Source organism: Martelella mediterranea, assembly GCF_004342225.1.
In the GTDB taxonomy this organism is placed as follows: Bacteria; Pseudomonadota; Alphaproteobacteria; order Rhizobiales; family Rhizobiaceae; genus Martelella; species Martelella mediterranea_B.
This window is the reverse complement of the sequence record NZ_SMAR01000018.1, coordinates 40991-67290: the sequence shown is the minus strand read 5'-3', so window position 1 is coordinate 67290 and position 26300 is coordinate 40991. Positions and strand designations below refer to the sequence as shown.

The 26300-nt window shown below is 55.5% G+C and carries 23 protein-coding genes and 5 tRNA genes; 17 read left to right on the top strand and 11 right to left on the bottom strand.

Annotated features, from left to right (window positions below; translation table 11 throughout):
- Nucleotides 1-51: 51 nt before the first annotated feature.
- The 3 genes from EDC90_RS12510 to EDC90_RS12500 all read right to left on the bottom strand — a co-directional run bounded on the left by EDC90_RS12510 (nt 52) and on the right by EDC90_RS12500 (nt 1429).
- Nucleotides 52-128: transfer RNA gene (locus tag EDC90_RS12510), tRNA-Pro, on the bottom strand.
- A 72-nt stretch (nt 129-200) separates the two neighbouring features.
- Nucleotides 201-686: a DUF192 domain-containing protein gene (locus EDC90_RS12505; RefSeq protein ID WP_132312074.1), complete on the bottom strand. Its 486-nt coding sequence runs from the start codon at nt 684-686 to the stop codon at nt 201-203.
- Between the two features lie 164 nt (nt 687-850).
- Entirely contained in the window at nt 851-1429 is a 579-nt protein-coding gene (locus EDC90_RS12500; protein ID WP_132312072.1) for a cold-shock protein, read from the bottom strand.
- 160 nt (nt 1430-1589) lie between these two features.
- Here EDC90_RS12500 and EDC90_RS12495 point away from each other — a divergent pair, with 160 nt between their 5' ends.
- The 4 genes from EDC90_RS12495 to EDC90_RS12480 all read left to right on the top strand — a co-directional run bounded on the left by EDC90_RS12495 (nt 1590) and on the right by EDC90_RS12480 (nt 2686).
- Nucleotides 1590-2030 (top strand): VOC family protein, encoded by a 441-nt coding sequence (locus tag EDC90_RS12495; RefSeq protein WP_132312070.1) that lies wholly within the window; start codon nt 1590-1592, stop codon nt 2028-2030.
- Nucleotides 2031-2199: 169 nt separating this feature from the next.
- A tRNA-Glu gene (locus EDC90_RS12490) sits at nt 2200-2274 on the top strand.
- Nucleotides 2275-2360: 86 nt separating this feature from the next.
- A tRNA-Glu gene (locus EDC90_RS12485) sits at nt 2361-2435 on the top strand.
- Between the two features lie 176 nt (nt 2436-2611).
- A tRNA-Glu gene (locus EDC90_RS12480) sits at nt 2612-2686 on the top strand.
- Between the two features lie 24 nt (nt 2687-2710).
- Here the strand turns inward: EDC90_RS12480 and recJ are convergent.
- From recJ to EDC90_RS12460, 4 genes are all read right to left on the bottom strand, one after another.
- A complete protein-coding gene (gene recJ, locus EDC90_RS12475; RefSeq protein WP_132312068.1) occupies nt 2711-4525 on the bottom strand; it encodes a single-stranded-DNA-specific exonuclease RecJ in 1815 nt (604 codons plus the stop codon).
- Between the two features lie 85 nt (nt 4526-4610).
- Complete coding sequence (locus tag EDC90_RS12470; RefSeq protein WP_132312066.1) at nt 4611-5924, bottom strand: homoserine dehydrogenase; 1314 nt, start codon at nt 5922-5924, stop codon at nt 4611-4613.
- A gap of 62 nt (nt 5925-5986) precedes the next feature.
- Entirely contained in the window at nt 5987-7204 is a 1218-nt protein-coding gene (locus EDC90_RS12465) for an LL-diaminopimelate aminotransferase (protein ID WP_132312064.1), read from the bottom strand.
- A 192-nt stretch (nt 7205-7396) separates the two neighbouring features.
- The gene (locus tag EDC90_RS12460) at nt 7397-7576 is read right to left on the bottom strand and encodes a hypothetical protein (protein WP_132312062.1); all 180 of its coding nucleotides are present in this window, start codon (nt 7574-7576) and stop codon (nt 7397-7399) included.
- Nucleotides 7577-7853: 277 nt separating this feature from the next.
- Here EDC90_RS12460 and sfsA point away from each other — a divergent pair, with 277 nt between their 5' ends.
- The 4 genes from sfsA (at nt 7854) to sthA (ending at nt 11877) form a co-directional block, all read left to right on the top strand.
- Nucleotides 7854-8597 carry a DNA/RNA nuclease SfsA gene (gene sfsA / locus EDC90_RS12455; RefSeq protein WP_132312060.1) on the top strand — a complete coding sequence of 248 codons (744 nt, stop codon included), beginning with the start codon at nt 7854-7856 and terminating at the stop codon, nt 8595-8597.
- Nucleotides 8598-8599: 2 nt separating this feature from the next.
- Nucleotides 8600-9433, top strand: a complete 834-nt coding sequence (map, locus tag EDC90_RS12450; protein ID WP_132312058.1) for a type I methionyl aminopeptidase — start codon at nt 8600-8602, stop codon at nt 9431-9433.
- A 6-nt stretch (nt 9434-9439) separates the two neighbouring features.
- Nucleotides 9440-10288, top strand: coding sequence for a RadC family protein (radC, locus tag EDC90_RS12445; protein WP_245511043.1), 849 nt, complete (start codon nt 9440-9442; stop codon nt 10286-10288).
- Nucleotides 10289-10452: 164 nt separating this feature from the next.
- Nucleotides 10453-11877, top strand: coding sequence for a Si-specific NAD(P)(+) transhydrogenase (gene sthA / locus EDC90_RS12440; RefSeq protein WP_132312056.1), 1425 nt, complete (start codon nt 10453-10455; stop codon nt 11875-11877).
- 121 nt (nt 11878-11998) lie between these two features.
- Here the strand turns inward: sthA and tig are convergent, their stop codons facing one another.
- The gene (tig, locus tag EDC90_RS12435) at nt 11999-13567 is read right to left on the bottom strand and encodes a trigger factor (protein WP_132312054.1); all 1569 of its coding nucleotides are present in this window, start codon (nt 13565-13567) and stop codon (nt 11999-12001) included.
- 301 nt (nt 13568-13868) lie between these two features.
- A tRNA-Thr gene (locus EDC90_RS12430) sits at nt 13869-13944 on the bottom strand.
- Between the two features lie 170 nt (nt 13945-14114).
- On the opposite strand from EDC90_RS12430, the gene EDC90_RS12425 reads away from it, so the two are divergent.
- Entirely contained in the window at nt 14115-14888 is a 774-nt protein-coding gene (locus tag EDC90_RS12425; protein WP_132312052.1) for an NAD kinase, read from the top strand.
- Nucleotides 14889-14916: 28 nt separating this feature from the next.
- On the opposite strand, the gene EDC90_RS12420 is transcribed toward EDC90_RS12425, so the two are convergent.
- Complete coding sequence (locus tag EDC90_RS12420; RefSeq protein ID WP_281015410.1) at nt 14917-15489, bottom strand: NUDIX domain-containing protein; 573 nt, start codon at nt 15487-15489, stop codon at nt 14917-14919.
- A 156-nt stretch (nt 15490-15645) separates the two neighbouring features.
- Here EDC90_RS12420 and EDC90_RS12415 point away from each other — a divergent pair, with 156 nt between their 5' ends.
- Complete coding sequence (locus EDC90_RS12415) at nt 15646-16506, top strand: 23S rRNA (adenine(2030)-N(6))-methyltransferase RlmJ (protein ID WP_132312048.1); 861 nt, start codon at nt 15646-15648, stop codon at nt 16504-16506.
- Between the two features lie 49 nt (nt 16507-16555).
- On the top strand, nt 16556-17461 hold the full coding sequence (locus EDC90_RS12410; protein ID WP_132312046.1) for an alpha/beta hydrolase: 906 nt from the start codon (nt 16556-16558) through the stop codon (nt 17459-17461).
- Here EDC90_RS12410 and EDC90_RS12405 read toward each other — a convergent pair.
- Complete coding sequence (locus tag EDC90_RS12405; RefSeq protein ID WP_132312044.1) at nt 17403-18380, bottom strand: GlxA family transcriptional regulator; 978 nt, start codon at nt 18378-18380, stop codon at nt 17403-17405. The genes EDC90_RS12410 and EDC90_RS12405 overlap by 59 nt on opposite strands.
- 401 nt (nt 18381-18781) lie before the next feature.
- On the opposite strand from EDC90_RS12405, the gene EDC90_RS12400 reads away from it, so the two are divergent.
- The 6 genes from EDC90_RS12400 to EDC90_RS12375 all read left to right on the top strand — a co-directional run bounded on the left by EDC90_RS12400 (nt 18782) and on the right by EDC90_RS12375 (nt 26266).
- The gene (locus tag EDC90_RS12400) at nt 18782-19702 is read left to right on the top strand and encodes a 3-keto-5-aminohexanoate cleavage protein (RefSeq protein WP_132312042.1); all 921 of its coding nucleotides are present in this window, start codon (nt 18782-18784) and stop codon (nt 19700-19702) included.
- A complete protein-coding gene (locus EDC90_RS12395; protein ID WP_432420004.1) occupies nt 19699-21147 on the top strand; it encodes a carnitine 3-dehydrogenase in 1449 nt (482 codons plus the stop codon). The genes EDC90_RS12400 and EDC90_RS12395 overlap by 4 nt, the downstream gene beginning before the upstream one ends.
- A gap of 106 nt (nt 21148-21253) precedes the next feature.
- Nucleotides 21254-22840 carry an ABC transporter substrate-binding protein gene (locus EDC90_RS12390; protein ID WP_132312040.1) on the top strand — a complete coding sequence of 529 codons (1587 nt, stop codon included), beginning with the start codon at nt 21254-21256 and terminating at the stop codon, nt 22838-22840.
- Between the two features lie 7 nt (nt 22841-22847).
- On the top strand, nt 22848-23807 hold the full coding sequence (locus EDC90_RS12385) for an ABC transporter permease (protein WP_132312038.1): 960 nt from the start codon (nt 22848-22850) through the stop codon (nt 23805-23807).
- 13 nt (nt 23808-23820) lie between these two features.
- Nucleotides 23821-24639 (top strand): ABC transporter permease, encoded by an 819-nt coding sequence (locus tag EDC90_RS12380; RefSeq protein WP_132312036.1) that lies wholly within the window; start codon nt 23821-23823, stop codon nt 24637-24639.
- The gene (locus tag EDC90_RS12375; protein ID WP_132312034.1) at nt 24632-26266 is read left to right on the top strand and encodes an ABC transporter ATP-binding protein; all 1635 of its coding nucleotides are present in this window, start codon (nt 24632-24634) and stop codon (nt 26264-26266) included. Before EDC90_RS12380 ends, EDC90_RS12375 begins: the two co-directional genes overlap by 8 nt.
- The last annotated feature ends 34 nt before the right edge of the window (nt 26267-26300 follow it).

Genomic DNA, 26300 nt, shown 5'->3' with positions numbered 1-26300 from the left:
GCTTTCGTTGTTATTCTCTGGAAAGCAATCGCTGGAAATATAAAAAGAAAATGGTCGGAGTGGAGAGATTCGAACTCCCGACCCTCTGGTCCCAAACCAGATGCGCTACCAGGCTGCGCTACACTCCGACGTCCTGATGAGGGCCCGGATACACTGAACCGACAGAGACCGCAACAGGAAAATGCCATTTCGCAACGTTGTTATTGCGTATCTTCTGTTTCCGGAAACTTCATCGCGGGTCCAGTCACCACGTCACCAGGCTTGAGGCCATATTTTGCGGCCTCACCTCCGCCGATCTCCAGAACATATCGAACAGGCTCATCTGAACGAATGATTGCCTTTGATTCCGGCTCAGCCTCCTGATGAATACCTAAAACGACTCCGTCCTCGCTTATAAACACCATATCGAGCGGAATAAGCGTATTGGCCATCCACATACTCGCCGGCCGCGTCGAGCCAAAATCGAACAGCATGCCTGTATCGGCATCAAGCTCTGTCCGGTACATCAGACCCCGCTGACGCTCAGAGTCAGTGCGTGCAAGCTCAACAATCAGTTCATGATCACCGTGTTCAGTATGCAGAGTGATCTCAGAAGTTGAAAACGCGATCTCGTTCGCAGCCGTCGCGCCAGCAGGTGCTGATACCAGAACCGGTAACAACAGCAAAAAAAGACGGGCGTAGCGCATATTCTCACTCTTTCTAAGATGGGATATCACGATACAAGGAATGCTGGTTCAAAACCCACGCTGACCATGAAAACCAAAGACCGGCTGCGACAGCTCAAACGATCAGGGATGCATTTTTCTATGAACGCTTTTGCCAACGCATCGTGACCGGCGGCTTCACCCCGTCAGTGCATCCGCGTCGGCGGGACCGGCATATCAGGATGCACTTCAGCCGCCATCAAACCTTTTGAACCTTCACCGAAACGTACAAGAACCGATTGCCCCTGCCTCAACTCCGTAATGCCGAAGCGGCGCAGCGTTTCCATGTGAATGAAGATGTCTTCAGTTCCCTCGCCGCGCGACAGGAAACCGAATCCCTTGTCACGATTAAACCACTTTACGATCACGCGCTCGAGCCCACTTGTCGGCTCAACCTGCACATGGGTTTTGACAGGAGGTTGCTGAGAAGGATGAACTGCTGTCGACTGATCCATCGACAATATCCGGAAAGCCTGCCACCCACGATCCCGCTGCTGGATGAGCGCAACAACGCGCGTACCCTCCAGAATGGTCTGATAGCCGTCGCGCCTCAGGCAGGTCACATGAAGCAGAACATCGCCTGAGCCGTTATCAGGAACGATGAATCCAAAGCCCTTGGCAACATCGAACCATTTCACGATTCCTGTAATCTCAACCAGATCGGCAGAATCCAGTTCTGCCTCAATCTCTGCCGAGTGCCTGTTTGCCTGTGACCTCTCGGCCATACCGTCCCCACTCCTTGAATAAGCCCGAATGCGCATTAACTGATTCTTGGCGTTAGGATAGCATCTAAACCTTGCAAAACTGCAAGACCCAAACGCTATAAACAGATTTTGCGGATCTCCGCATGAAAAGAAATACCGCACCGAACCGATGGGAACTCAAATGCAATATCTGCATACCATGGTCCGAATTTCGGACATTGATGCTTCACTCAAATTCTATCGTGACCTGATGGGACTTCAGGAAACCCGCCGAATCGAAAACGAGAAAGGCCGGTTTACACTGATCTTTCTGGCTGCTCCGGATGACCTTGCAGACGGTGACGGCCCGCGCGTTCCAAAGATTGAGCTGACCTACAACTGGGATCCGGAAGAATATGACGGCGGACGGAATTTCGGCCACCTCGCCTACCGGGTTAAGGACATCTATGCGTTCTGTCAGAAAATGTCGGATGCCGGCGTGGTGATCAATCGCCCCCCGCGTGACGGACACATGGCATTCGTTCGCTCACCCGATGGCATATCAATCGAGATTATTCAGGAAGGCGACGCTCTGCCGCCTCAAGAACCCTGGGCCTCGATGCCCAACACAGGCAGTTGGTAAGACAGCTCTGCTGCCGCGATATTCGCGGCAGCTTTTTATATCGCAAAAACAATCCTTTAATTTCATATTCTCAGATTTTTCTCACAACCGTCATTTTTTTGAAGAATTTGTTCTTTTCCGCTTGCAGCCTGTCAAATGCCTGATTATAAGGGCGCCCAGCGAGACACACGCGCCCTTCGTCTATCGGTTAGGACGCCAGATTTTCATTCTGGAAAGAGGGGTTCGATTCCCCTAGGGCGTGCCATTTCGCAAGGTTGAAAGATCTTGGTTTTGGTATGAGCGATGTGGTCGAGCTGACCGGATTATCGTAAGGTAATTCACCAAAAATGCGCGCCCTTCGTCTATCGGTTAGGACGCCAGATTTTCATTCTGGAAAGAGGGGTTCGATTCCCCTAGGGCGTGCCATTTTATTTCTCCGACGAGAACCAGCCTCAAAAACACTGGCTCCCGCCTGATATAGCGTCTTAGAGCGCCGTGAATCCATTCGGATGCACAAAGGACGCTCTAACCTATTGAATCTACGCATCGTGCTTTCCGAAGATTGATTCCGATTTTCGGGCAGATGCTTTAGCTCGCACAAAGCGCCCTTCGTCTATCGGTCAGGACGCCAGATTCTCATTCTGGAAAGAGGGGTTCGATTCCCCTAGGGCGTACCAGTTCAGACAATGACTTGGACCGAATCAATCAGGCTCGGCAGAATCGATAATGCGAAGCTGCACACGCCGACGTCCCTGCCAGTAATCTCCCGAAAGTGTGCCCGCGACGTGCAAACGCCGCCCGCGCGCTGCCAGCAAGGCCTCCCCCAAGGGCTTATCCGCAGCCCTGAAGGCAATACCATCAATCCTGCCCCCTTCCGCGCTTTCAAGCGTCACCTTAACATGACCTCCGGTGCCAATCACGCGCGCATCGCGAACCTTATGACCCGGCACGGCAAAAACCGGCTGAGGATGCCCGGAGCCATATGGCCCGGCGGCTTCAAGGCGATCAATGAGTTCGAGCGTGGCGCCGGATGCCGACAGTGCCCCATCAAGTTTCAGGACGGCGTTTGCAGCAAGTGCCTCCACGGCCTCACGCGCCTGCTCCTCGAAAAACGCCCGGAGTGAGGAAAGCTTCGCCGGCTCAACGGTCAGCCCCGCCGCCATGGCATGGCCGCCACCTTTGACCAGTAATTTCTGCTCAACCGCCTGGCGGACCATTCGCCCAAGATCGAAACCAGAAACTGAACGTCCCGAACCTGTGCCTTTCCCAAACGCATCGAATGCAATTGCAAAGGCCGGGCGACCGAATCGATCCTTCAGACGTGAGGCCAGAAGCCCGACGATACCGGGATGCCACCCCTCGCGCGCCGTTACGATCACCCCCGCCCCTGAGCCATCACCGAACTCGGAAATCGCGTCTTCCTCAGCCTCGGCAAGCATCTTGGCTTCAATTGCCTGGCGTTGACGGTTCAGCTCATCAAGACGCTCGGCAATCGCGTCCGCTTCATCACCGGCCTCCACTGTGAGCAGCCGGCTACCGAGCGCTGCATCGCCAATCCGGCCCCCGGCGTTAATCCGTGGACCGATCAGAAAGCCAAAATGATAAGGTGTGACCGGCCCGGCCAGCCCGGCGCGCTTGAAAAGCGCAGAAAGCCCCGGATTGGAAAGGCTTCGCGCCACCAGCAGGCCTTTAACCACATATGCCCGGTTCAGGCCTTTCAGCGGCACGACATCACAAACCGTCGCAAGCGCCACGATATCGAGCCAGCCAAGCAGATCCAGCCCCGCCGCCCGGTTATCGCCTGCCTGCCTTAAAGCCCGCAAGGTGGCAACCAGAACCAGAAACACGACACCTGCAGCACACAAATGCCCCTGCCCCGAAAGATCGTCTTCGCGGTTCGGATTAACGAGAGCATAGGCTTCCGGCAGATCAACGCCGACCTGATGATGGTCGATCACCACCACATCAATGCCGCGTGCCTTGGCTGCGGCAATCGACTCGTGACTGGTCGACCCGCAATCCACAGTAACAATCAATTCGGCGCCTGCATCGATCAGTGAATCAATCGCCTGCGGATTTGGCCCATAACCCTCAAATATGCGATCGGGAATGTAAATCTCTGCATCAATGCCAAAATGCTCCAGGAAGCGAAACATCAGCGCGGAAGAACAGGCGCCATCCACATCATAATCGCCAAAAATCGCGACCTTCTGGCCTTTGCTTATGGCAGCGACCAGCCGCTCAACCGCGGGCTGGCAATCCGTCAGGTTGAACGGATCGGGCATAAGCCTTCTGAGTGTCGGATCGAGAAACGCCGGCGCTTCGTCAACCGGCACATCACGCCCGGCGAGAACCCGGGCGATCAGATCCGCGATCCCGTGCGTCTGCGCCATAGCAAGCGCGCGGTTTTCACCCGCCGGGCTCAGGCGCGGCACCCAGCGCTGCCCGCGTGCCGAAGTCTCTACCCCGAGAAAGGCACGCGGCTTGGCTTTCAGGCTTGTGCTTGGTTCGGTCATAACGCCTGCCTGTCAACTTGGAAATCATATGATCCTGTTTACAGCATAATTTCTCTCAGATGCCGATAGAGCAAAGACTTTAAGCTCAGGGCTTTTCAATACGAATGACCTGAGGTTTGTTAACGGTAAAGCCATCGCTTTCGATCTGCTCAATCGCAGTGCGCACGGAAAGCTCAGTTGTCGCATGCGTTACGAGAATAATCGTTTTGGTCGGTGCTTCCTTGCCGCCATTGGTAGAATGCTGAACAATCGATTCCAGCGAGATCTGGCTGTCAGCCATGCGGCGCGCGATAGCGGCAATGACACCGATGCGATCAACAACCCGCATGCGGATGAAGTAGCCACCCTCGTGACTGCGCATACGCGCACGTTCATAAGGCTCAAGAGATTTTGCTGGTCTTCCGAGGGCTGGAACAGTCTGTGCTCCGGGACGCGACTTGGCAATATCTGCGATATCGCCCAAGACCGCCGAAGCCGTCGCGTCACCGCCAGCACCAGGTCCGACCATCAGAAGATCACCGAGAATATCGGATTCAAGGGCTACAGCATTGGTGACACCATCGACCTGAGCAATCACAGTATCATGCGGCACCATGGTCGGATGAACACGCTGTTCAATACCGGTTTCTGTGCGCTGGGCCACACCCAAAAGCTTGATACGGTACCCCAGCTCTGATGCCGCACGAATATCTTCCAGAGTTATATTGGATATTCCCTCCAGATAGATATCGTCACAGGAAATCTGGCAGCCAAACGCAAGGGACGTCAAAATCGCAAGTTTATGGGCAGTATCGTTGCCCTCTATATCGAAGGTCGGGTCAGCTTCCGCATAGCCCAGACGCTGGGCCTCTTTCAGGCATTCTTCAAAAGACAGGCCCTCTTTTTCCATCCGCGTCAGGATGTAGTTACAAGTGCCGTTCATGATGCCATAGACGCGCGACATCGCATTGCCTGTCAGCGACTCGCGCACCGCCTTGATCACCGGGATCCCTCCGGCCACGGCAGCTTCGAAGTTCAGCAGAACGCCTTTCTCCTCCGCAAGCTCTGCCAGAGCCACGCCGTTTTGCGCCAAAAGCGCCTTATTGGCCGTCACGACGTGCAAGCCGCGGGCCAGAGCCACCTCGACGGATGCCCGTGCAGGGCCGTCAGCTCCACCGATCAGCTCAACCAGAACATCGATATCACCGCTTTCGGCCAGCGCGACTGGATCATCATACCATTGCATCCCGCTGAGATCGATGCCGCGATCCCGATTGCGTGTGCGTGCAGAAACAGCTGTGATTTCGATTGGACGCCCGCAGGAGTTGGCGAGGCTGTCACGACGTTCATGAATGATACGCACAAGCGATGCGCCGACGGTCCCGAGACCGGCGACGCCGATTTTCAAGGCATCTGCCATGGGTGAATTCCTACTGGCCCGAATTTCAATGCAGCCGCGCAAGAAGCGCGGCTGCCACCCTTTTAGCGATGTGCGTTCAAGGATACAATATTGTCAGGCCCATGTTCCGCAGAAGCAAGGAAACGCTTCAGATTCCGGCCTGCCTGGCGAATTCTGTGTTCGTTTTCCACAAGAGCAATACGAACATAGTCATCACCCTGCTCGCCAAAGCCGATGCCGGGTGCAACGGCGATGTCAGCCTTTTCAACCAGAAGCTTTGAAAATTCCAGGGACCCCATCGACTGGTACGCCTCCGGCACCTTGGCCCAGGCAAACATCGTCGCTTCCGGGGGCGTGATATCCCAGCCGGCCTTACCGAAGCTTTCAATCAGCACATCACGGCGCTTGTGATAAATAGAGCGCACTTCTTCGATATCCGATCCATCACCGTTCAGCGCCTGTGTCGCGGCCACCTGAATGGGCGTGAACGCTCCATAATCGAGATAGGATTTCACCCGCGCCAACGCTGCAATCAGCCGCTCATTGCCGACAGCAAAGCCGATACGCCAACCCGGCATCGAGAATGTCTTGGACATCGAGGTGAACTCAACCGCGATATCTTTGGCACCATCAACCTGCAGCACGGAGGGCGGCTGTTCGTCGCCGAAATAGATCTCCGAATAGGCCAGATCCGATAACACGATAATATCGTGTTTGCGCGCAAAGGCGATCACGTCTTTGTAGAAGTCGAGTGTCGCGACATGTGCTGTCGGATTGGAGGGGTAGTTAAGGATCAGAGCAATCGGCTTCGGAATGGAATGTTTCACCGCCCGCTCCAGGGGTGCGAAGAAACGCTCATCAGGTTCCACAGATATCGAGCGGATCACGCCGCCCGCCATCAAAAAGCCGAAAGCATGGATCGGGTAGGTCGGATTCGGACAAAGAACGACGTCACCCGGCGCAGTAATCGCCTGCGCCATATTGGCGAACCCTTCCTTCGATCCGAGCGTGGCAACAACTTCCGTATCCGGGTTGAGCTTTACGCCGAAACGACGTGCATAATAATGCGCCTGTGCACGTCTGAGGCCGGGAATGCCTTTCGATGTTGAATACCGGTGCGTCCGCGGGTCCCGAACAACTTCGCAGAGCTTATCAACGATAGACTGGGGCGTTGGAAGGTCAGGGTTACCCATTCCAAGGTCAATGATATCGGCGCCCGCCGCTCGCGCCGTTGCTTTCAAACGGTTAACCTGTTCGAAAACGTAGGGCGGCAGCCGCCTGACCTTGTGAAACTCTTCCATCTTCTTCCTCTTGTTTTCCCGACCTTCACTATCGAAGGATCGTCGAATTTGAAGTTCCAAAACCCCTGCACATGCACGATTCAGGCATATATGCGTCATTTTTGGGGCAAAAACGCTAAAACTTCATTTCTCTTCTAGCTGTCAGAAGCAGCCAGGAGCAAGAGGAGATTCAAGAAAGAAAAAGGGATAAACTCAGAGACCGCTGAGCTGGCTGCTCATGGTTTCAATCTGCTCATCGGAAAGCTGCTGATAGGCAGGCTTGACCTCTGAGCATATATTCGGCTGACCGCACCCTCTGGCGCAGGATGTGACACCGGCTGATACCCCTGCGAGCAATAAAAGCGACAAAACAATCCGGAAAACTTTCGACACCCTCTTCTCCTTTTGACGACCGGAACAGTTTTAAAACCGGCACAGCCATTTACGCTGGAAACTGCCCGGTTTCGGCGCCAAAGGCAAGCAAGACCGGTTATGAAACCGGGCATATCCCAAAGGACGAGATCGGGTACAGCACTTCAAACGTTCATAGGTTTAACAGGAAGCCTCAGTAATACATGAAATCATTTTCAACTTTTTGAAAGATACAAGGTTCACCAAAGCCGAAAAAGTCACGCTTGCATCGCACAGCCATCGGATTAAAACGTGGCTCATGCAATTCGATCCCCCACTCCTGCCTGCCCGCCTGATCAGACGATACAAGCGCTTTTTATTTGACGCGGTTCTGGAAGACGGTCGCGAGATTACAGGCTCCTGCCCGAACACCGGCTCAATGCGCGGGCTGACCGAACCCGGCTCGCGGATCTGGCTCTCTAGGAATGATGATGGAAAGCGAAAATACGCACACCGCCTCGAGCTTGTGGAGGCTGACCGCACGACCGTTGGCATCAATACGGGGTTACCAAACCGCCTGGCAGAAGAGGCCATCCGCAAGGGACTCGTCGCTGATTTCGCAGATTACCCGACCATCAAAAGGGAACAGAAATATGGACGTCAAAGCCGGATCGACCTGCTTTTGCAGACAAACGATCGGGCAGATCTCTATGTTGAGGTTAAAAACGTCCATTTCATCCGAACACCCGGTCTGGCCGAGTTTCCGGATAGTGTAACCACCCGAGGTGCGCGGCATCTGGAAGAGCTGTCCGATATGGTTGCGGCTGGAAAACGCGCAGCAATGGTCTACCTCATCCAGCGGGAAGACTGTGAACAGATGAAAATTGCAGGCGATCTTGACCCAGCATATGCCAGAGCATTCAATACGGCGATCAAAGCTGGCGTCGAGGCATATGCAATAAAATGCAAAGTCGCGCGTGACAGCATCACGCCGAGTGTTAAAGTGGAGGTTGCAAGCTGCTTCAGCGAAACAACCGGGCACCGCATCACAAACGGAAATTGAGAATGGTACATTATGTAGATGCGGCCACAGCGCCGCTTAAAATTGACGGTTCAATCCGGCTTTACGACGCCGAGGCTTTCGAAAGAATGCGGGAAATCTGCCAGATCACCGCCGCCTGCCTTGATGGTCTGGCTGATGTCATCAAGCCAGGTGTGACCACCAACGCCGTTGATCGCTACGTTCTCGAGTTCGGACTGGACCATGGCGTCGTACCGGCAACGCTGGGTTATCGCGGCTATAAGTATTCCAGCTGCACGTCGATTAATCATGTTGTCTGCCATGGCATGCCGAATGACAAACCGCTACGCGAAGGTGACATCATCAATGTCGATGTCACCTATGTGAAAGATGGCTGGCATGGTGACTCAAGCCGGATGTACCCTGTCGGACAAATCAAGCGCGCCGCCGAGAGACTTCTCGAAGTGACTTACGAGTCTCTTCTGCGCGGTATCGCCGCAGTCAAGCCGGGGGTAAGAACCGGTGCGATTGGCGAAGCAATTCAGACTTATGCGGAAGCAGAGCGTTGCTCCGTTGTTCGTGACTTCTGTGGCCACGGCGTTGGACGCCTGTTTCACGACACGCCGAATATCCTGCACTACGGACATGCGGATGAAGGCCCGGTCATGAAAGAAGGCATGATTTTCACAATCGAGCCGATGCTCAACATCGGAAAGCCGCACGTCAAAGTGCTTTCGGATGGATGGACGGCTGTGACCCGTGACCGCTCGCTGACGGCCCAGTATGAGCATTGCCTGGGCGTAACAAAGGATGGCTGCGAAGTCTTCACATATTCACCAGCGGGGCTCCATCGCCCCGGTCTGCCGCCACTGAGCTAGATGCCCATGGTATCGCGACCGCCGAAAACCAACCACGGTGTCGATGAAGACGATCAAAGCACCTTTAACATGGAAGAAGGCGCTCTGGACGAACGCCGTTTTTTCGCTGAGCAGCAAAATGACAGAAGGCTTCAGGCAGAAAGCGACGGCGATACGCACAAGAAATCAGAACGAGAAAAGACCTCCAGTCACTATCACGGGCATCGAGACCGGCTTCGCAAACGCTTCCGCGAAAGTGGAGAAACCGCACTTGCCGATTACGAAGTCTTGGAGTTACTTCTGTTCCGCCTCATCCCGCGCCGCGATACCAAACCCATTGCCAAAGCTCTGCTTGATAAGTTCGGCTCACTCGGTGGCGTTTTTGGCGCCCCGATTGAGCGGTTGCAGGAAGTCAGCGGCATCGGTGAAAGTGTCGCGCTGGATCTCAAGCTTGTGTCCGCGCTCGCTCAGCGCAGCATCAAGAGCACGCTCAAAGAAAGACAGGTCCTCAGCTCATGGTCATCTGTCATAGATTACTGCACGGCTGCGATGGCGCATGAAACCCGTGAGCAATTCCGAATCCTGTTTCTCGATAAACGAAACAGGCTGATTGCGGACGAGGTTCAGGGGATTGGTACGGTTGATCACACTCCGGTTTACCCTCGCGAAGTCGTACGCCGCGCACTCGAGCTTTCGGCAACCGCGATTATTCTTGTCCACAATCATCCCTCAGGAGACCCGACACCGTCACGCGCCGACATTGATATGACTCACATGATCATCTCGACGGCCAAGCCGCTTGGTATTACGGTCCATGATCACATCATTATCGGCAAGGATGGCCATGTCAGTTTCAAAGGATTGAAATTCATCTGACCTGAAATGATTATACTGAATGAGTTCGGCCATGCTCTAACGGGATCATGGCTTTGTGCGCTGCGGTGGCCGTTTAATGAAACCATTAAAATCCCCCGCTAAGTGTGCAATACTAAACACAGGAAATTTCATTTCCGAATTTTAAAACCAATCGGGGTAGTTTTATGGATTCTTATGATCTGGTCGTGATTGGCAGTGGACCCGCTGGCCGTCGCGCCGCGGTTCAGGCCGCCAAGCTGGGTAAATCAGCGCTGGTGATCGACAAAGGCACGCAGGTTGGCGGTGTTTCGGTTCATACCGGTACAATCCCCTCCAAAACATTGCGCGAAACTGTACTCAACCTCACCGGATGGCGTGAACGCGGGTTTTACGGGCGTTCCTATCGCGTCAAACACAAAATCACCGCCGACGATCTGCGTGCGCGCCTGATCAAGACCCTCGATTATGAAATCGACGTTCTGGAATGGCAGTTCGAGCGCAATCGCGTCGACCAGGTTCGCGGGTTTGCCCACTTCATCGATGCAAATACGATTGAAATCGAGAAGGACACCGGAGAAATCCAGCGGGTTTATGCAAAGGCCGCTCTGGTTGCTGTGGGTACCCGCCCCTATCGTCCACCGCACATTCCGTTTGACGGACAGACGGTGATGGATAGTGACGAGCTTCTGAATATCAAGGAAATTCCGCGTTCCATGATCGTCGTCGGCGCCGGTGTCATCGGCATCGAATATGCGACAATCTTCTCCGCGCTTGATACGCAGGTCACGGTTGTCGAGCCGCGCGACAGCATGCTCGACTTTATCGACCGTGAAATTCGAGACAATTTTGCCGCCCAGCTTCGTGACCGCAATGTCAAGCTTCTGTTTGGTTCCGGCGCGGATAAGGTTGAACATACCGAAAATGGCCGCGCCCGCGTGACGCTCCAGAATGGCCGTCAGCTCATGGCTGAATCTGTGTTGTTTGCAGCCGGGCGGCAGGGTGCGACAGACACGCTGAATCTTTCAGCCGTTGGACTTGAAGCCGATCATCGTGGCCGCCTGACCGTCGATCCGATTACCTTTCAAACCGCTGTACCCCACATCTATGCAGCAGGCGACGTGATTGGTTTTCCTGCTCTGGCGTCAACGTCAATGGAACAGGGACGCATTGCCGCCCGTCACGCCGTTGGTGCAGCAGCCCAGGAGCCGCCACAGTATTTTCCCTATGGTATCTATGCCGTTCCGGAAATGTCGACCTGCGGCATGACAGAAGAAGAAGTTCAGGAGCGCGGCATTCCCTATGAGTGTGGCGTCGCCTTCTTCCGCGAAACTTCACGCGGGCACATCATGGGTCTTCAAAATGGCCTGCTGAAGCTGATCTTCTCACTCAAGACCCACCGGCTTCTCGGCGCTCACATTGTCGGAGAAGGTGCGACTGAACTCATACACATCGGACAGGCTGTTCTGAACCTTAAAGGGACAGTCGAGTATTTTGTCGAGAACACCTTCAACTACCCAACGCTGGCAGAAGCCTACAAGATCGCAGGCCTTGATGCCTGGAACCGCATCGCCATGCTCGAAGCATTCAGCGATGAAGGCGAACAGGAATAAGAAGACAGGCGGCGGGACCACCCGCCGCCGTTTGAGCGCTCAATCATCCTGAAACATCACATACAAAAGAGGCCGCCTGGTTTTCCGGGCGGCCTTTTTTCAATTTCTTTCGAAGAAGAGCTTATTCGCTCTTTTCAGCGTCGTCAGCCTTGGCCTTGGCCGGCGCCTTCTTCTTGGCAGGGGCGCGCTTCTTTGGTGCGGGCTTGGCTTCATCAGCTTCACCGGCAGCCTCTTCAGCAGCTTCGTCCTCAGCCTTGGCCTTTGCAGGCGCCTTTTTCTTCGGTGCAGCCTTCTTCTTCGGCGCAGGCTTTTTCGCTTCCTTCGCCTCTTCAGACTTGGCTGAAGCACCCTCTTCTTCGTCTTCGGCCATCAGCTCTTCCTTGGAAACAGTGATGTCCTTGACTTCAATTTCGCTCAGCAGGTGGTCGACGACCTTTTCTTCAAAGATCGGAGCACGAAGGGAAGCTGCAGCACCGGGCGTTTCGCGGAAGAATTTCAGGATTTCCTGCTCCTGACCGGGATACTGACGCATCTGATCATAAAGCGCACGCTGCATTTCTTCTTCGGAAACTTCTACGCCAGCCTTCTCACCGATTTCGGAGAGAACGAGACCCAGACGAACACGACGCTCAGCAAGCTTGCGGTATTCCGCACGTGCTTCTTCTTCTGTGGTGTCTTCGTCTTCAAAGGTCTTGCCCGAACGCTCGAGGTCGGCATTGACCTGACGCCAGATGTTATCGAACTCGGCTTCCACCAGCGTTTCAGGGGCTTCAAAAGAATACTGACCGTCAAGCTGGTCGAGAATCTGACGCTTCACCTTCTGGCGGGTAAACTGGTTGTACTGACCTTCAATCTGCTCACGAACGAGCTGGCGAAGACGCTCAGCCGATTCGAGACCCATCTTCTCGGCCAGCTCATCATTGATTTCGAGTTCACCGGCGCTGGCGATTTCCTTGATGGTCACATCAAAGAGGGCTTCCTTGCCTGCCAGATGCTCAGCCGGATAGTCTTCCGGGAAGGTAACCTTGACCTGCTTTTCGTCGCCAGCCTTGGCGCCGGTCAGTTGATCTTCAAAACCCGGAATGAAACGACCGGAACCGATAACAAGCTGCGAATCAGTGTCAGTACCGCCCTCAAAGGCTTCGCCATCAATCTTGCCCACGTAATCCATGGTCACGCGGTCACCGTTTTCGGCTGCACCTTCCTTGGTTTCGTATTCGCGAGCGTTCTCGGCAACAGCCTTGACCTGCTCTTCAACTTCCTCGTCGGAAATCTCAACAACCGGACGCTCAACTTTCAGACCATCGGTCGCCTGCAGTTCAAATTCCGGCAGGATTTCATAGGATACGGAAAATTCGAAATCAGCTTCGCCGGCGAGAACCTTGTTTGCTTCGTCTTCGTCCTCGGTCATATCGACCTTGGGCTGGCCAGCAGCCTTTTCGCCGCGCTCGGTAATGATCGACTGCGGCTTTTCCTGCAGCGTTTCATTGATAATTTCGGCCATGATTGAACGGCCGTAGAGCTTCTTCAGATGCGAAAGCGGCACTTTGCCCGGACGAAAACCATTGATACGAACCTTATCCTTGGCATCCGCCAGGCGTTCGTTCATCTGCGCCTTCAGATCATCCGCAGGAACTGTGATCTTGATTTCGCGCTTCAGCCCTTCGGCGAGCGTTTCGGTTACCTGCATATTCCTACCTTCATTTCATCTCGGCCCTCGGCTTCATCCGGGACCGTGGGGTTTCTAGCGCACAAACACCGGCAAAGCCGGGTGCGACTTCATGCAATACTCACAACATTTTGGCAAGCGTTCGGCGCTTGGACAAAATGGCAATTTCTCTGCCACTCGATCAAAGCGCATGAAACGCCTGTCCTGACGCCTTTGAAGGCTCCCGCGCGAGCGAATCATCGCGACAAGCCAATCGACACCGATTTTCAAGCCGGTGCTGAAAGCCGGTACCAGCCCGTTTCTGCACGTTACCGAAGCGACTTGGTGCCCCCGGAGAGACTCGAACTCCCGACCCTCTGATTACAAATCAGATGCTCTACCAACTGAGCTACAAGGGCATTGGCCATGCCACCTAGCAGATTTGTTCTCTGTGTAAAACAAAAAATGCATCGAAACAGCGGTATTTTGACAATCAATCCAAAACTGACCGCTTCAGGGGCTTGCAAATCACCGCCTGCTCAGGTGATCTGGCCACGGAAAAAGACCGAGCCCGCCCAGGGAAGAATTTATGCCGAATAGTAAGCCCACCATCTGTTTTCTCGCCTCTGACAGCGAAGAGGCGCAAAAAGCCCATATCGCGCTGACAGAGCAATACGGGAACGTTTCTGCAGAAGATGCCGACTATATCGTCGCACTTGGCGGCGACGGCTTCATGCTTCAGACGCTGCATGAAACGATGAATTCGGGGAAACTCGTTTACGGGATGAATCGCGGTTCGGTTGGCTTCCTGATGAACGAATACTCTGAGGACGACCTTCACGATCGACTCGCTGCGGCCGATATAAATGTGATCCGCCCTTTGAGGATGACCACAGAGAATGCTGACGGCACATCCTCAATCGCGCTGGCGATTAACGAAGTCTCGCTGCTGCGGCAATCTCACCAGGCCGCAAAGCTGAAAGTGACAGTCGACGGCAAAGTTCGACTGCCCGAACTCGCCTGCGACGGCATTCTGGTGGCAACTCCGGCGGGCTCAACGGCTTACAATCTGTCGGTTCACGGCCCGATCATACCGCTGGAAGCGCCTCTGCTTGCCATCACACCGGTCAGTGCGTTCCGCCCGCGTCGCTGGCGCGGCGCCCTGTTGCAAAACACATCGGTCGTTGAACTTGAGGTACTGGAACCGGAAAAGCGACTGGTCAATGCCTTTGCTGATCATACAGAAGTACGCCACATCCTTCATGTCCGCGTCGAGCAGGACCCTGAAGCTCGCGCCAAAGTCCTTTCGGATCCCAATCGCTCATGGTCAGAGCGCATTCTGGCCGAGCAATTTTCGGATTAATCGCTTGTGCTCCTGGTCGTCGTTGCGCTCAGGCTTCGAAAAAAGCCGGGTTCAGCAGCGCCCACTGAACAGCAATGACGGTTTTGGCGTCAGATATCTCGCCGCTTTGGATCATGGCCGAAGCCTCATCAAGCGAAAGCTCGACAAGTTCGATATCTTCGTGTTCCTCTGCAAGCCCGCCCCCATCATCGACATGCATCGTCCCATCGACAATGGCTGCGAAGCAGTGAACCTTTTCCGTCATGAGCCCCGGAGCTGAGATCATCGCAGTGATCGGCTCAAGTTTTCCAACCGCATAACCCGTTTCTTCTCTCACTTCGCGTCGGGCAGCGACATCAGGTGTTTCTCCCTCATCGATAAGACCAGCAGCGATTTCGAGAAAAAAGCCATCGCCATGTTTCATGGCATAGACTGGCGGCCGAAACTGACGGACGAAAATGAGCTTGCCGAGATCGCGATTATAAACGAGCACCGCCGACGCCTCCGGGCGTTCACACACCTCCCAGGAGCGCTCGCTGACAGTGCCATCACCTCTTTGATAGGTGAAGCGATAGTCCACAATTCGACTCCAGCCTTGATAAAGGACGTCTTTGGAAATCATCGAAATTTGGTTGTCGTTCGATTGTGACATGACAGATCCTTCATCGCTTTTCCTGCTTGTGAGATTTCTTGTATTATTGACCTAACGACCATACAAGCGCAGTCACGAAGCGCGAACGCAGTCACGACCGGACTGTGGTCAGAAACGGATACTGCGATGAACTACCGCCATATCTATCATGCGGGCAATTTCGCCGATGTTTTCAAACATGTGGCTCTTACCCGCCTGCTGGTCTATTCACAGCGCAAAGAAAGTGCCTTCCGGGTTCTCGACACGCATGCCGGAATCGGGCTTTACGATCTGACAAGCGAAGAAGCACAGAAGACCGGCGAATGGCGGGAGGGAATCGGACGGCTTCTCGATGCCGAGATACCTGACGCCGTCGTGGAGCTTCTGGCACCTTATCTCGATTGTGTCAGAACACTTAACCCGGATGGGTCCATCCGGCGTTATCCGGGTTCGCCTAAGCTGACACGTACACTGATGCGCAAACAGGACCGGCTTTCCGCAATGGAACTTCATGATGCCGATTTTGAAACACTTTCAGCGCTGTTTTCCGGTGACCATCAGGTCAGAGTGACAAAGCTTGATGGCTGGCTGACGCTGGCAAGCCACCTGCCTCCAAAAGAACGTCGCGCCATTATTCTCGTCGATCCCCCCTTTGAAAAGGACGGCGAGTTTGACCGGTTGATTACAGGACTGGCAAAAGCCTATCGCCGTTTTGCAACCGGAACCTACTGCCTGTGGTATCCGATTAAAAAGGGATCTCCGATACGCGAATTTCATGCAGCGCTGGAAGCTCTCAATATCCCGAAAATCCTCTGCGCGGAGTTATCCGTTCGCAGCGACCGGACGACGGAAGGTCTGACGGGATCGGGTATGATATTTGTGAATCCCCCTTACACGCTGAAGCAGGAGCTTCATCAGATCCTGCCATTTCTGAAAGACAAACTGGCGCAGGATCGCTTCGCGAGCCAGAGGTGCTTCTGGATCAGTGGCGAAGACATCAGAGACTGACGACTGCCTTGATCGCGGTGTTTCGTTGAGCCACAGAAAGGATAACTTGTTGAATTACAAAAGATACTTAAATCAACAAGTTCTCAGTTTTATTGAAGAAACACAGTCCTTCTACCCGAAAGACCTGGAGGCTGATGACTGGATAAAGCAGCGTTCGGTTTATAATCGTATGGCCGCGCATTTCCGGTCACCGCGCCCATACGGACTTGCTGTTTCAAATGAACGATTTTCTGCCGTCCCGGTGCGCCGGTATGGCCCGGCGACCGAAACAGTGATTCTCTATGCCCATGGCGGCGGCTTTGTTCTGGGTGGGCTGGAAAGCCATGACGATGTCTGCGCCGAGATCGCTGCAAAGACCGAATACCAGATTGTCGCAGTCGATTACCGTCTGGCCCCTGAACATCGGCATCCTGCCGCTTATGACGATGTGCTGAAGGTCGCTGAAACGCTGGCGCAACATCACGCCCTCGTTTTATGCGGTGACAGTGCCGGAGCAACGCTTTGTGCATCCATCGCAGGAACATGGACAACACCGGCGCTCAAAGGCCAGATTCTGATTTACCCTTCACTGGGATTTGACCCCAAGGGCGGTAGTTTCGAAACGCACGCCAATGCACCGCTTCTCAGCCGCGACGAACTTCTTGGTTACAGCGACATCCGTGGCGGTGCAGCCGATGATCCGACCGCGACACCGAAAGCAGGCGATTTCAAACATCTGCCACCGACACGCCTCTTCCCCGCAGAATGTGACCCGTTGCATGACGACGCACTGCGTTACCGCGACACTGCACTTTCACAAGGTGTTGACGTCACTCTGGAAACCGGCACCGGCCTGGTCCATGGCTGGTTGCGCGCCCGGCATAAAAGCGAGCGGGCAAAGGCGCAGTTTGAACGCATCATTGCCGCGATATCCGAACGTTGTCGCGCAGAAACGGCTCAGAAACCACACCGATAGCAGCCTGCGGCTTGCGAAGGGAATGGCCGTAGACCCGTTTGAAGGCTTTGGCGAGAGCCGCAGCATCACAATAGCCGCAGCGTAGTGCAATTTCGCGCAGATCAAGCGAAGTACCGTCGGCCAGTTCCCGCGCGCGTGCAAGGCGCATAGACTGATAATACTGCCCCGGAGACATACCAAGCTCCCCTTTGAACAGCCGGTTAAGAGTACGCGGCGAAAGGCAGGCGCGTTCGGCCAGCATGTTGAGTGACAGAGGATTTTCGATTGTCTCGGTCATAATGCTCATGATTTCATGCAGCTTATTGCCACCTGCTCCCGAAAGCGGTGTGGGCGGGTGATGATCGCTTTTTTGCGGATTGGCCTCATGCATAAACATTGAAGAGGCTGTGAAGGCTTTGTCAGCCCCGAACCGCTCTCCAATAAAATCAAGTATCATATCGAGCCCAGTCGACGCACCGCCGCAGCTCCATATGCGCCCTTCCCTCACGAACGTCTCACTGCTGAGTCGCACCTGCGGAAAGGCCTCGGCAAAGTCAGCCATAACCTGCCAGTGTACGGTCGCGGCCATATCATCCAGAAGACCTGTTGCGGCCAGAAGCCACGCTCCGGCATCCGCCCCGATAACGATCTCACTCTGGCGTGAAAGCTTCATGACCAGCCGTTGGTTTGCGGGCGTAACATGCTGGCGGAATCCGTTACTCGAAATGATGACCAGCATATCGGAATAATCAAGTTCACCGATGCGCGTGTTGGGCAGGAAGTAAAGGTCGGAAGAGGTGCGTGCGGGTTCATCATCAACCGTCACCATTCGCCAGGAAATACCTTCACCATATTGCTCTTCCACCACTCTAAGCGGCTCTAGAAGACACGATAGAATCAGATTGGAAAAACCGTCAAGCAGCAGGTAGGTGACTTTCATATCTCAAAATATGACCCGTTTTGAATAATTTTTGGCAATATAGGACAATTGTTGCCGCGCTGGCTAGCCTACATTTGCAACCACTCAAGTCTTGAAGCTCTTCTGATGGCCCATTCAGCCTGGACAGAGAGCAGGATTGGATGATCCGGCGATGAATGTTCTTCGCTGTTAAGGACCCACCCGGTCTCGGGTGTTTCCGCCGGGTCGGCCCGCAGCTTTTGCAACGGGCTCGTTCACACCCTGTGCGCCTGTGATCCAGTCGTTACGATTAACATGTGTTCAACGCCACGCGGAGCGTCAATCCGCGCGATGCCATCAGTTCCGCTCTCAAGCGGGTCGAAAGAAATGAAATCTCGCGACACGTTTAACAGCAGACCGTCGCGAACATGACAGGAGTATTCATGCCTCTGACAATGAACAGAGACGTGTTCATCACCTGCGCCGTGACTGGTTCCGGCGCAACGCAGGACCGTTCGCCACACGTGCCGCGCTCGCCGAAAGACATCGCGGCAAGCGCCATCGATGCTGCAAAGGCCGGCGCTGCGATTGTTCATTGCCATGTACGGGACCCTGAAACCGGCACCCCTTCACGTCTTCTGGAGCTTTACCGCGAGGTGACCGACCGGATCCGCGATGCAGAAGTTGATGTTGTCCTGAATCTCACAGCCGGAATGGGCGGTGATATTACCTTTGGTTCGACGGAAGCACCGCTGCCCGTGAATGAGGCAGGAACCGACATGATCGGCGCTGCCGAACGCGTGGCCCATATAGCCGAATGCCTGCCGGAACTGTGTACGCTCGATTGTGGCACGATGAATTTCGCCGAAGCCGATTACGTGATGACCAATACACCGGGCATGCTGCGCGCCATGGGGCAGATGATGACTGACCTTGGCGTTAAACCTGAAATCGAAGCTTTTGATACCGGCCATCTCTGGTTTGCCAAACAGCTGGTCAAGGAAGGCGTACTGGCGTCGCCCGCCCTGGTTCAGCTTTGCATGGGTGTGCCGTGGGGTGCGCCAAACGACCTCAACACCTTCATGGCAATGGTCAACAACGTACCGGAAGACTGGCAATGGTCAGCCTTCTCTCTTGGCCGCGATCAGATGCCTTATGCAGCGGCAGCCATGCTTGCGGGCGGCAATATTCGCGTCGGACTGGAAGACAATATCTATCTGTCGAAAGGTGTGCTCGCCACCAATGCGCAGCTCGTCGAAAAGGCCGTCGCGATTGCCGAGAACATGGGTGGACGTGTCATTGGGCCGGACGCCGTGCGTGAAAAGTTCGGCCTTGTGAAGCGGGCTCCGAAGGTCAAAGCATGATGAGCAATAATGGCAGTTGCAAAGCTGCGATTATCGGCGGCGGTGTTATTGGCGGCGGATGGGCTGCGCGCTTTCTGCTGAACGGGTACGACGTTTCAGTTTTCGACCCCGACCCGGAAGCCGAACGAAAATTCGGTGAGGTTATCGCCAATGCCCGTCGCTCCCTGCCCGCGCTTTACGATAGACCACTCCCGCAAGAAGGTGAGCTCATCTTCTGCGAAACGCTTGAACAAGCCGTTCAAGGCGCAGACTACGTGCAGGAAAGTGTCCCGGAACGCCTTCAGCTTAAACATGCGGTTCATGCAGCCATCACCAACGCCGCACCGGCCGAAGCGGTGATCGGTTCATCGACTTCAGGCTTCAAGCCTTCCGAGCTTTGCTCCAGAGGTGCGCGTGCCATTGTTGCCCACCCATTTAATCCCGTTTATCTTCTGCCTCTGGTGGAGCTGGTTGGCGAAAGAGCAGAGTGTGCAAAAGCCGCTGCGGTATTGCGTTCGATCGGCATGCACCCGCTGTCGGTTAAAAAGGAAATCGACGCTCATATTGCTGATCGCCTGCTCGAAGCAATCTGGCGCGAAAGCCTTTGGCTGGTAAAAGACGGCATCGCCACCACAGAAGATATTGATGAAGCAATCCGTATGGGTTTTGGCCTGCGTTTTGCCCAGATGGGGCTTTTCGAGACCTATCGAATCGCCGGGGGCGAAGCTGGAATGCGACATTTCATGGGACAGTTCGGCCCGGCCCTTTCCTGGCCGTGGACGAAGCTGATGGATGTCCCGAAATTCAATGAAGAACTGGTCGACCTGATCGCCGGTCAGTCGGAGGATCAGTCCGGGAAAAAGACGATCCGTGAACTGGAGCGGGAGCGCGACGATAACCTTGTTGGCATTCTGCGTGCGCTGAAGGTCAGCAACAATGCGGGCGGCAAGGTCATTTCCGACCATGAAGCGACACTTGCTTTCAGTGGGACACATGACGGAATGCCTGTCACGCTTCGCCATCAGGTTCCAGCTTCTTGGACCGACTATAACGGCCATATGAACGAGGCTTTCTATCTGGAGGCCGGCTCCAGGGCAACGGATGGCTTCATGCAGCTGATCGGCGCTGACAGCGCCTATATTGCCAAAGGTCTAAGTTACTTCACGGTCGAAAGCCATGTGCGTTATCTGAACGAGGTTCACGAGGGCGACAGGCTGACGGCGACCTCGCAGCTGCTCTCCGGCCAGGGAAAGAAGATGCATCTCTTCCACCGGCTTTTCCGCGGCGACGGCGAACTGGCGGCAACCGTCGAAACGCTGCTGCTGCATACCGATCTGAATGCCCGGCGCACCTGCGTGCCGGACGGTTCGGTGGCCGATAAGCTGGCGGAATTTGAGCGTATGCATGCCGATATTCCGGCCGATGGCGCCGGACGCTTTGTCGGAGAGCGTCCCGGAGATCGTTAGCTGCCAAGTTTCATACGGGCTCGTACCAACACTTTTATTCCGCCCTATCTGAGAGGCATACGAGCCGTCTCGTTTTCGGACAAATCCAAACCAAGAGGGAAGCAAAATGAACAATTATCGGAATTTTTTTACACCCGGCATGTTGAAGAGCGGCATGTCCCGCCGCGCATTCATCGCCCGCACCACGGCGTTCGGCGTCGGTGCTGTGGCCGCCAATTCGATGTTCGGCCGCATGGCCATGGCGCAGGAGCCGGTCAAGGGTGGCACGCTGCGCATGGGCCTTGGCGGCGGCTCGTCCACGACCTCGCTCGACCCGGCGCTGATTGCCAGCCAGGTGCCATTTCACGTCGTTCGCGCCTATGGCGAACAGCTTCTCGAAGTGAATGCCGATGGTTCGCTGAACCCGCGTCTGGCGGAATCCTATGAGGCCTCCGACGATGCCAAGACCTGGACCTTCAAGATCCGCCAGGGCGTCAAATTCCACAATGGCGAGACGATGACGCCGGAAGATGTGCGCCAGACGCTGCTGCGCCATTCGGATGAGGATTCGAAGTCCGGCGCGCTCGGCATCATGCGCGGCATTTCCGATATCCGCGTCGATGGCGAAAACCTGATCGTCGAGGTCGACGTGCCGACGGCGGACCTTCCCTACCTCCTTTCCGACTTCCATCTGGCGATCCAGCCGGGCGGCGGTCGCGAAGATCCGACTGCCGGTATCGGTACCGGAGCTTACAAAATTGTCGAAGCGGAACCCGGCGTTCGCTACACCTTCGAAAAGTTCGCAGACTACTGGGATGACAGCCGCGGTCACTTCGATACGATCGAGATGACCATCATCAACGATGCGACGGCGCGCAATGCCGCCCTTCAGTCCGGACAGGTCGATATCGCCAACCAGGTCGCGCCCCGCGTTGCAGGCCTCCTCGACCGTGCGCCGAACATCAATGTCGACCATGTTGCCGGTCGTGGCCACTATGTCTTCATCATGCAGTGCGACCAGCCGCCCTTCGACAACAAGGAACTGCGCAACGCACTGAAATACGCGATCAACCGCGAGGAAATGGTCGAAAAGATCCTGCGTGGCTACGGTTCGGTCGGTAATGATTTCCCGATCAACGAAAGCTATCCGCTGTTCGATGACAGCATCGAGCAGCGCACTTACGATCCGGAAAAGGCCGCCGAACTCTACAAGGCTTCCGGTCATGATGGCAGCCCGATCATTCTGCGTGTTGCCGAAACCGCCTTCCCGGGCGCCGTCGATGCCGCGCAGCTTTTCCAGCAGAGCGCACGGGCCGCCGGCATTCCGCTTGAAATCCAGCGCGAGCCGGATGATGGCTACTGGTCGGATGTCTGGAACAACACGCCGTTCTGCGCTTCCTATTGGGATGGCCGTCCGGTTCAGGACCAGATGTACACCACCGCCTATCTTTCCAGTGCCGACTGGAACGACACCCACTTCTACAATGAAGAGTTCGATGAGCTTCTGTTCCAGGCCAAGGGCGAGCTGGACCAGCAAAAGCGTAAAGAACAGTACAGCCAGATGGCGCAGATCCTGCGCGACGAGGGTGGTCTCATCTGCCCGATGTTCAACGAGTTCGTTCAGGCCGTCAGCACCGATGTTCAGGGCTGGGAAGAAAACGGCGTCTTCGAGCTGATGAACGGTCTTGCTCCTGTAAAATGCTGGAAGGCTTGAGGCGCCCATGAACGCCTCCCTTCTCAAGCTTGTGGTCCAGCGCTTGTCGCTGGGCCTCATGCTGATCTTTTTCGTATCGATCCTGATTTTCTCCGGCACCCAGATGCTGCCCGGCGATGTCGCCCAGGCCATTCTCGGCCAGTCCGCCACACCTGAAGCCTTGGCAAACCTGCGCGCCGAACTCGGTCTGAACGCGCCGGTCTATCAACGCTACCTCACGTGGCTTGCAGGCCTCTTGCACGGCGATCTCGGCACGTCCTTGACCAACGGCCAGAACATCGCCACCGCCATTGAGGGCCGGCTTTCCAACACGCTGTTTCTGGCGGGGTGTGCGGCAATCATCTCGGTGCCGCTTGCCATCATTCTCGGCCTCGTTTCGGTGCTCTACCGCAACCGCTGGCCGGACAAGCTGATCTCGACCATTACGCTTGCATCGATTTCCGTGCCGGAATTCATGCTGAGCTACATCCTGATCTTCTATATCGGCGTGCAACTCGGCTGGGCGCCATCGGTGGCGATGATCAGTGCGAACATGTCGTTCTTCGCCAAGCTGCATGCCATTGCGCTTCCCGTTACCGTTCTGGTGATGGTCGTGCTGGCGCATATGATGCGCATGACGCGGGCGGCGCTTTTGAACGTCATGCAGTCGGCCTATATCGAAACCGCCGAACTGAACGGACTTTCCCGCTTCAAGGTGATCTGGCGCCACGCGTTTCCCAACGCCATTGCGCCGATCGTCAATGTTGTGATGCTGAACATGGCCTATCTCGTCGTCGGGGTGGTCGTCGTGGAAGTCGTCTTTGTCTACCCCGGCATGGGTCAGTATCTGGTCGATCATGTGGCCAAGCGCGATGTCCCTGTTGTTCAGGCCTGTGGCATCATCTTCGCAGGCGTCTACATCACCTTGAACATGCTGGCGGATATCTTCTCAATTCTGGCCAATCCACGCCTCCGGCACCCAAGATGAGGAGGCAAAAACCATGAGAAAAATTCCACTTCCAACCCTTTTGGGTCTTTTTGTCGCCGCCTGTTTTTTCTTCGCTGCCATCTTTGCGCCCTGGCTTGCGCCTTACGGCATGAGCGAAATTGTCGGTGATGTCTGGGAACCGTCATCCGCCGCGCACTGGCTTGGCACCGACAATATCGGCCGCGATCTGCTGTCGCGCCTGATCTATGGCGGCCGCACCACGATTTTCGTCGCTGTTGCCGCGACCCTTGTCGCCTTCATCATCGGCGCATCGCTCGGGCTTTTCGCCGCTACAGTCGGGGGCTGGCTTGATCAGATGTTGTCGCGCCTTGTCGACCTCATCATGGCCATCCCATCGCTGATCTTTGCCCTGGTGGTGCTTTCAGTGATGCCGGTGACCGTGCCGATCCTGATTGTCGTTATCGGCCTTCTCGAGGCGACCCGCATGTTCCGGCTGTCGCGCGCGGTGGCAGCCGATCTTGCGGTCATGGACTTCGTCGAGGCCGCAAAGCTTCGCGGTGAAGGCCAGATCTGGGTTATCTTCCGGGAAATTCTGCCGAATGCGATTTCGCCGCTGATTGCCGAACTCGGCATGCGTTTCATCTTCGTCGTGCTGTTCATCTCGACGTTGTCCTTCCTCGGGCTTGGTATCCAGCCGCCGAACGCTGACTGGGGCGGCATCGTGAAGGAAAACAAGGATGGTATTGTTTATGGCATTCCGGCCGCACTGCTGCCCGCTGTTGCCATCGCCGCGCTCGCCATTTCTGTCAATCTCGTAGCCGACTGGATTCTCGAGCGCACGACCTCACTGAAAGGAGGCCGCAATGGCTGAACCCCTTCTGGAAATTGATGACCTGAAAATCGAGGCAACCAGCTACCCGCCTGGCGAAAAACCCCAGAAAATCACAATTGTTGATGGTGTCTCGCTGAAGCTGGAAGAAGGAAAAGTGCTGGGTCTGATTGGTGAGTCAGGTGCGGGAAAGTCGACCATCGGCCTTTCCGCCATGGGCTATGGCCGTGGCGGTGTGCGGCTGACGGGCGGTTCGATCAAGCTTAATGGCCGGGAAATGCGACGGGCGCCCGGCAAGGTGCTGCGCTCTGCCCGCGGGGCGGAGGTCACCTATGTGGCGCAATCAGCGGCCGCCGCTTTTAATCCCGCGCGTAAGCTGATGGATCAGGTCATCGAATCGACCGTGAAGCACAAGCGCATGAGCCGAACCCAAGCCAAAGAACGAGCTGTCGAACTCTTCACCCGCCTCGGCCTGCCTGACCCTGAAACCTTCGGTGACCGATACCCGCATCAGGTCTCCGGCGGCCAGCTTCAGCGCGCCATGACCGCCATGGCGCTCTGCCCGAAACCGGACCTTGTTGTCTTTGATGAGCCGACGACGGCCCTCGATGTCACCACCCAACTCGGCGTTCTGGCGGCCATCAAGAAAGCGATCCGCGATTTCGGCGTGGCTGCACTCTATATCACCCACGACCTTGCTGTCGTTGCCCAGATTGCCGACGACATCATGGTTTTGAGATGCGGTGAGACCGTGGAATACGGAACCTGCGACCAGATTATCAATGACCCGCAGGAAGACTATACCCGTGACCTTGTCTCTGCGATCAATGTTGAGCGGCGCGAGCGTGATCCGGACGGCGCGCCGGTACTGACCATCAGAAACATTTCTGCACGTTATAGCGGGCTCGATTTCGATGTGCTGAAAGACATCAATATGGAAGTCCAGCCGGGCACGACCTTGGCAATCGTCGGCGAGAGCGGATCGGGCAAGTCCACGCTCGCCCGCGTGCTGACGGGGCTTTTGCAGCCGCATACCGGCGCGGTCGAGTTTGACGGTTCGATTCTGTCTTCCGCGCTCAAGGGGCGTTCGAAGCAGGATCTGCAGGAACTGCAGATGATCTACCAGATGGCCGACGTGGCGATGAATCCGCGCCAGACCGTCGGCACGATCATCGGTCGGCCGCTGGAATTCTATTTCGGCATGAAGGGCAAGGAGCAGCGCCAGCGGGTTATTCAGCTGCTCGACCGGATCGAACTCGGCGAAGAATTCGTCGACCGCTATCCGGCGGAACTTTCAGGCGGGCAGAAGCAGCGCGTCTGCATCGCCCGCGCGCTTGCGGCGGAACCGAAGCTGATCATCTGCGACGAGGTGACGAGCGCGCTCGACCCGCTGGTCGCAAAAGGCATTTTGAAACTTCTGCGCGACCTGCAGCTTAAAGATGGGGTGACCTATATCTTCATCACCCATGACATCGCTGCTGTGCGCGAAGTCGCAGATACAATTGCTGTGATGTATCAGGGCGAAGTGGTTCGCTATGGCGGCAAACAGGAGGTGCTCTCACCGCCGTTTGATGATTACACCAAACTGCTGATGCGCTCCGTTCCGGAAATGCGCATAGGCTGGCTTGAAGATACGCTTGAGGCACTGGATGAGCACCTGCCCACCTGACGCCTCCTCGAAAAAAAACATCAAACCGGACCTT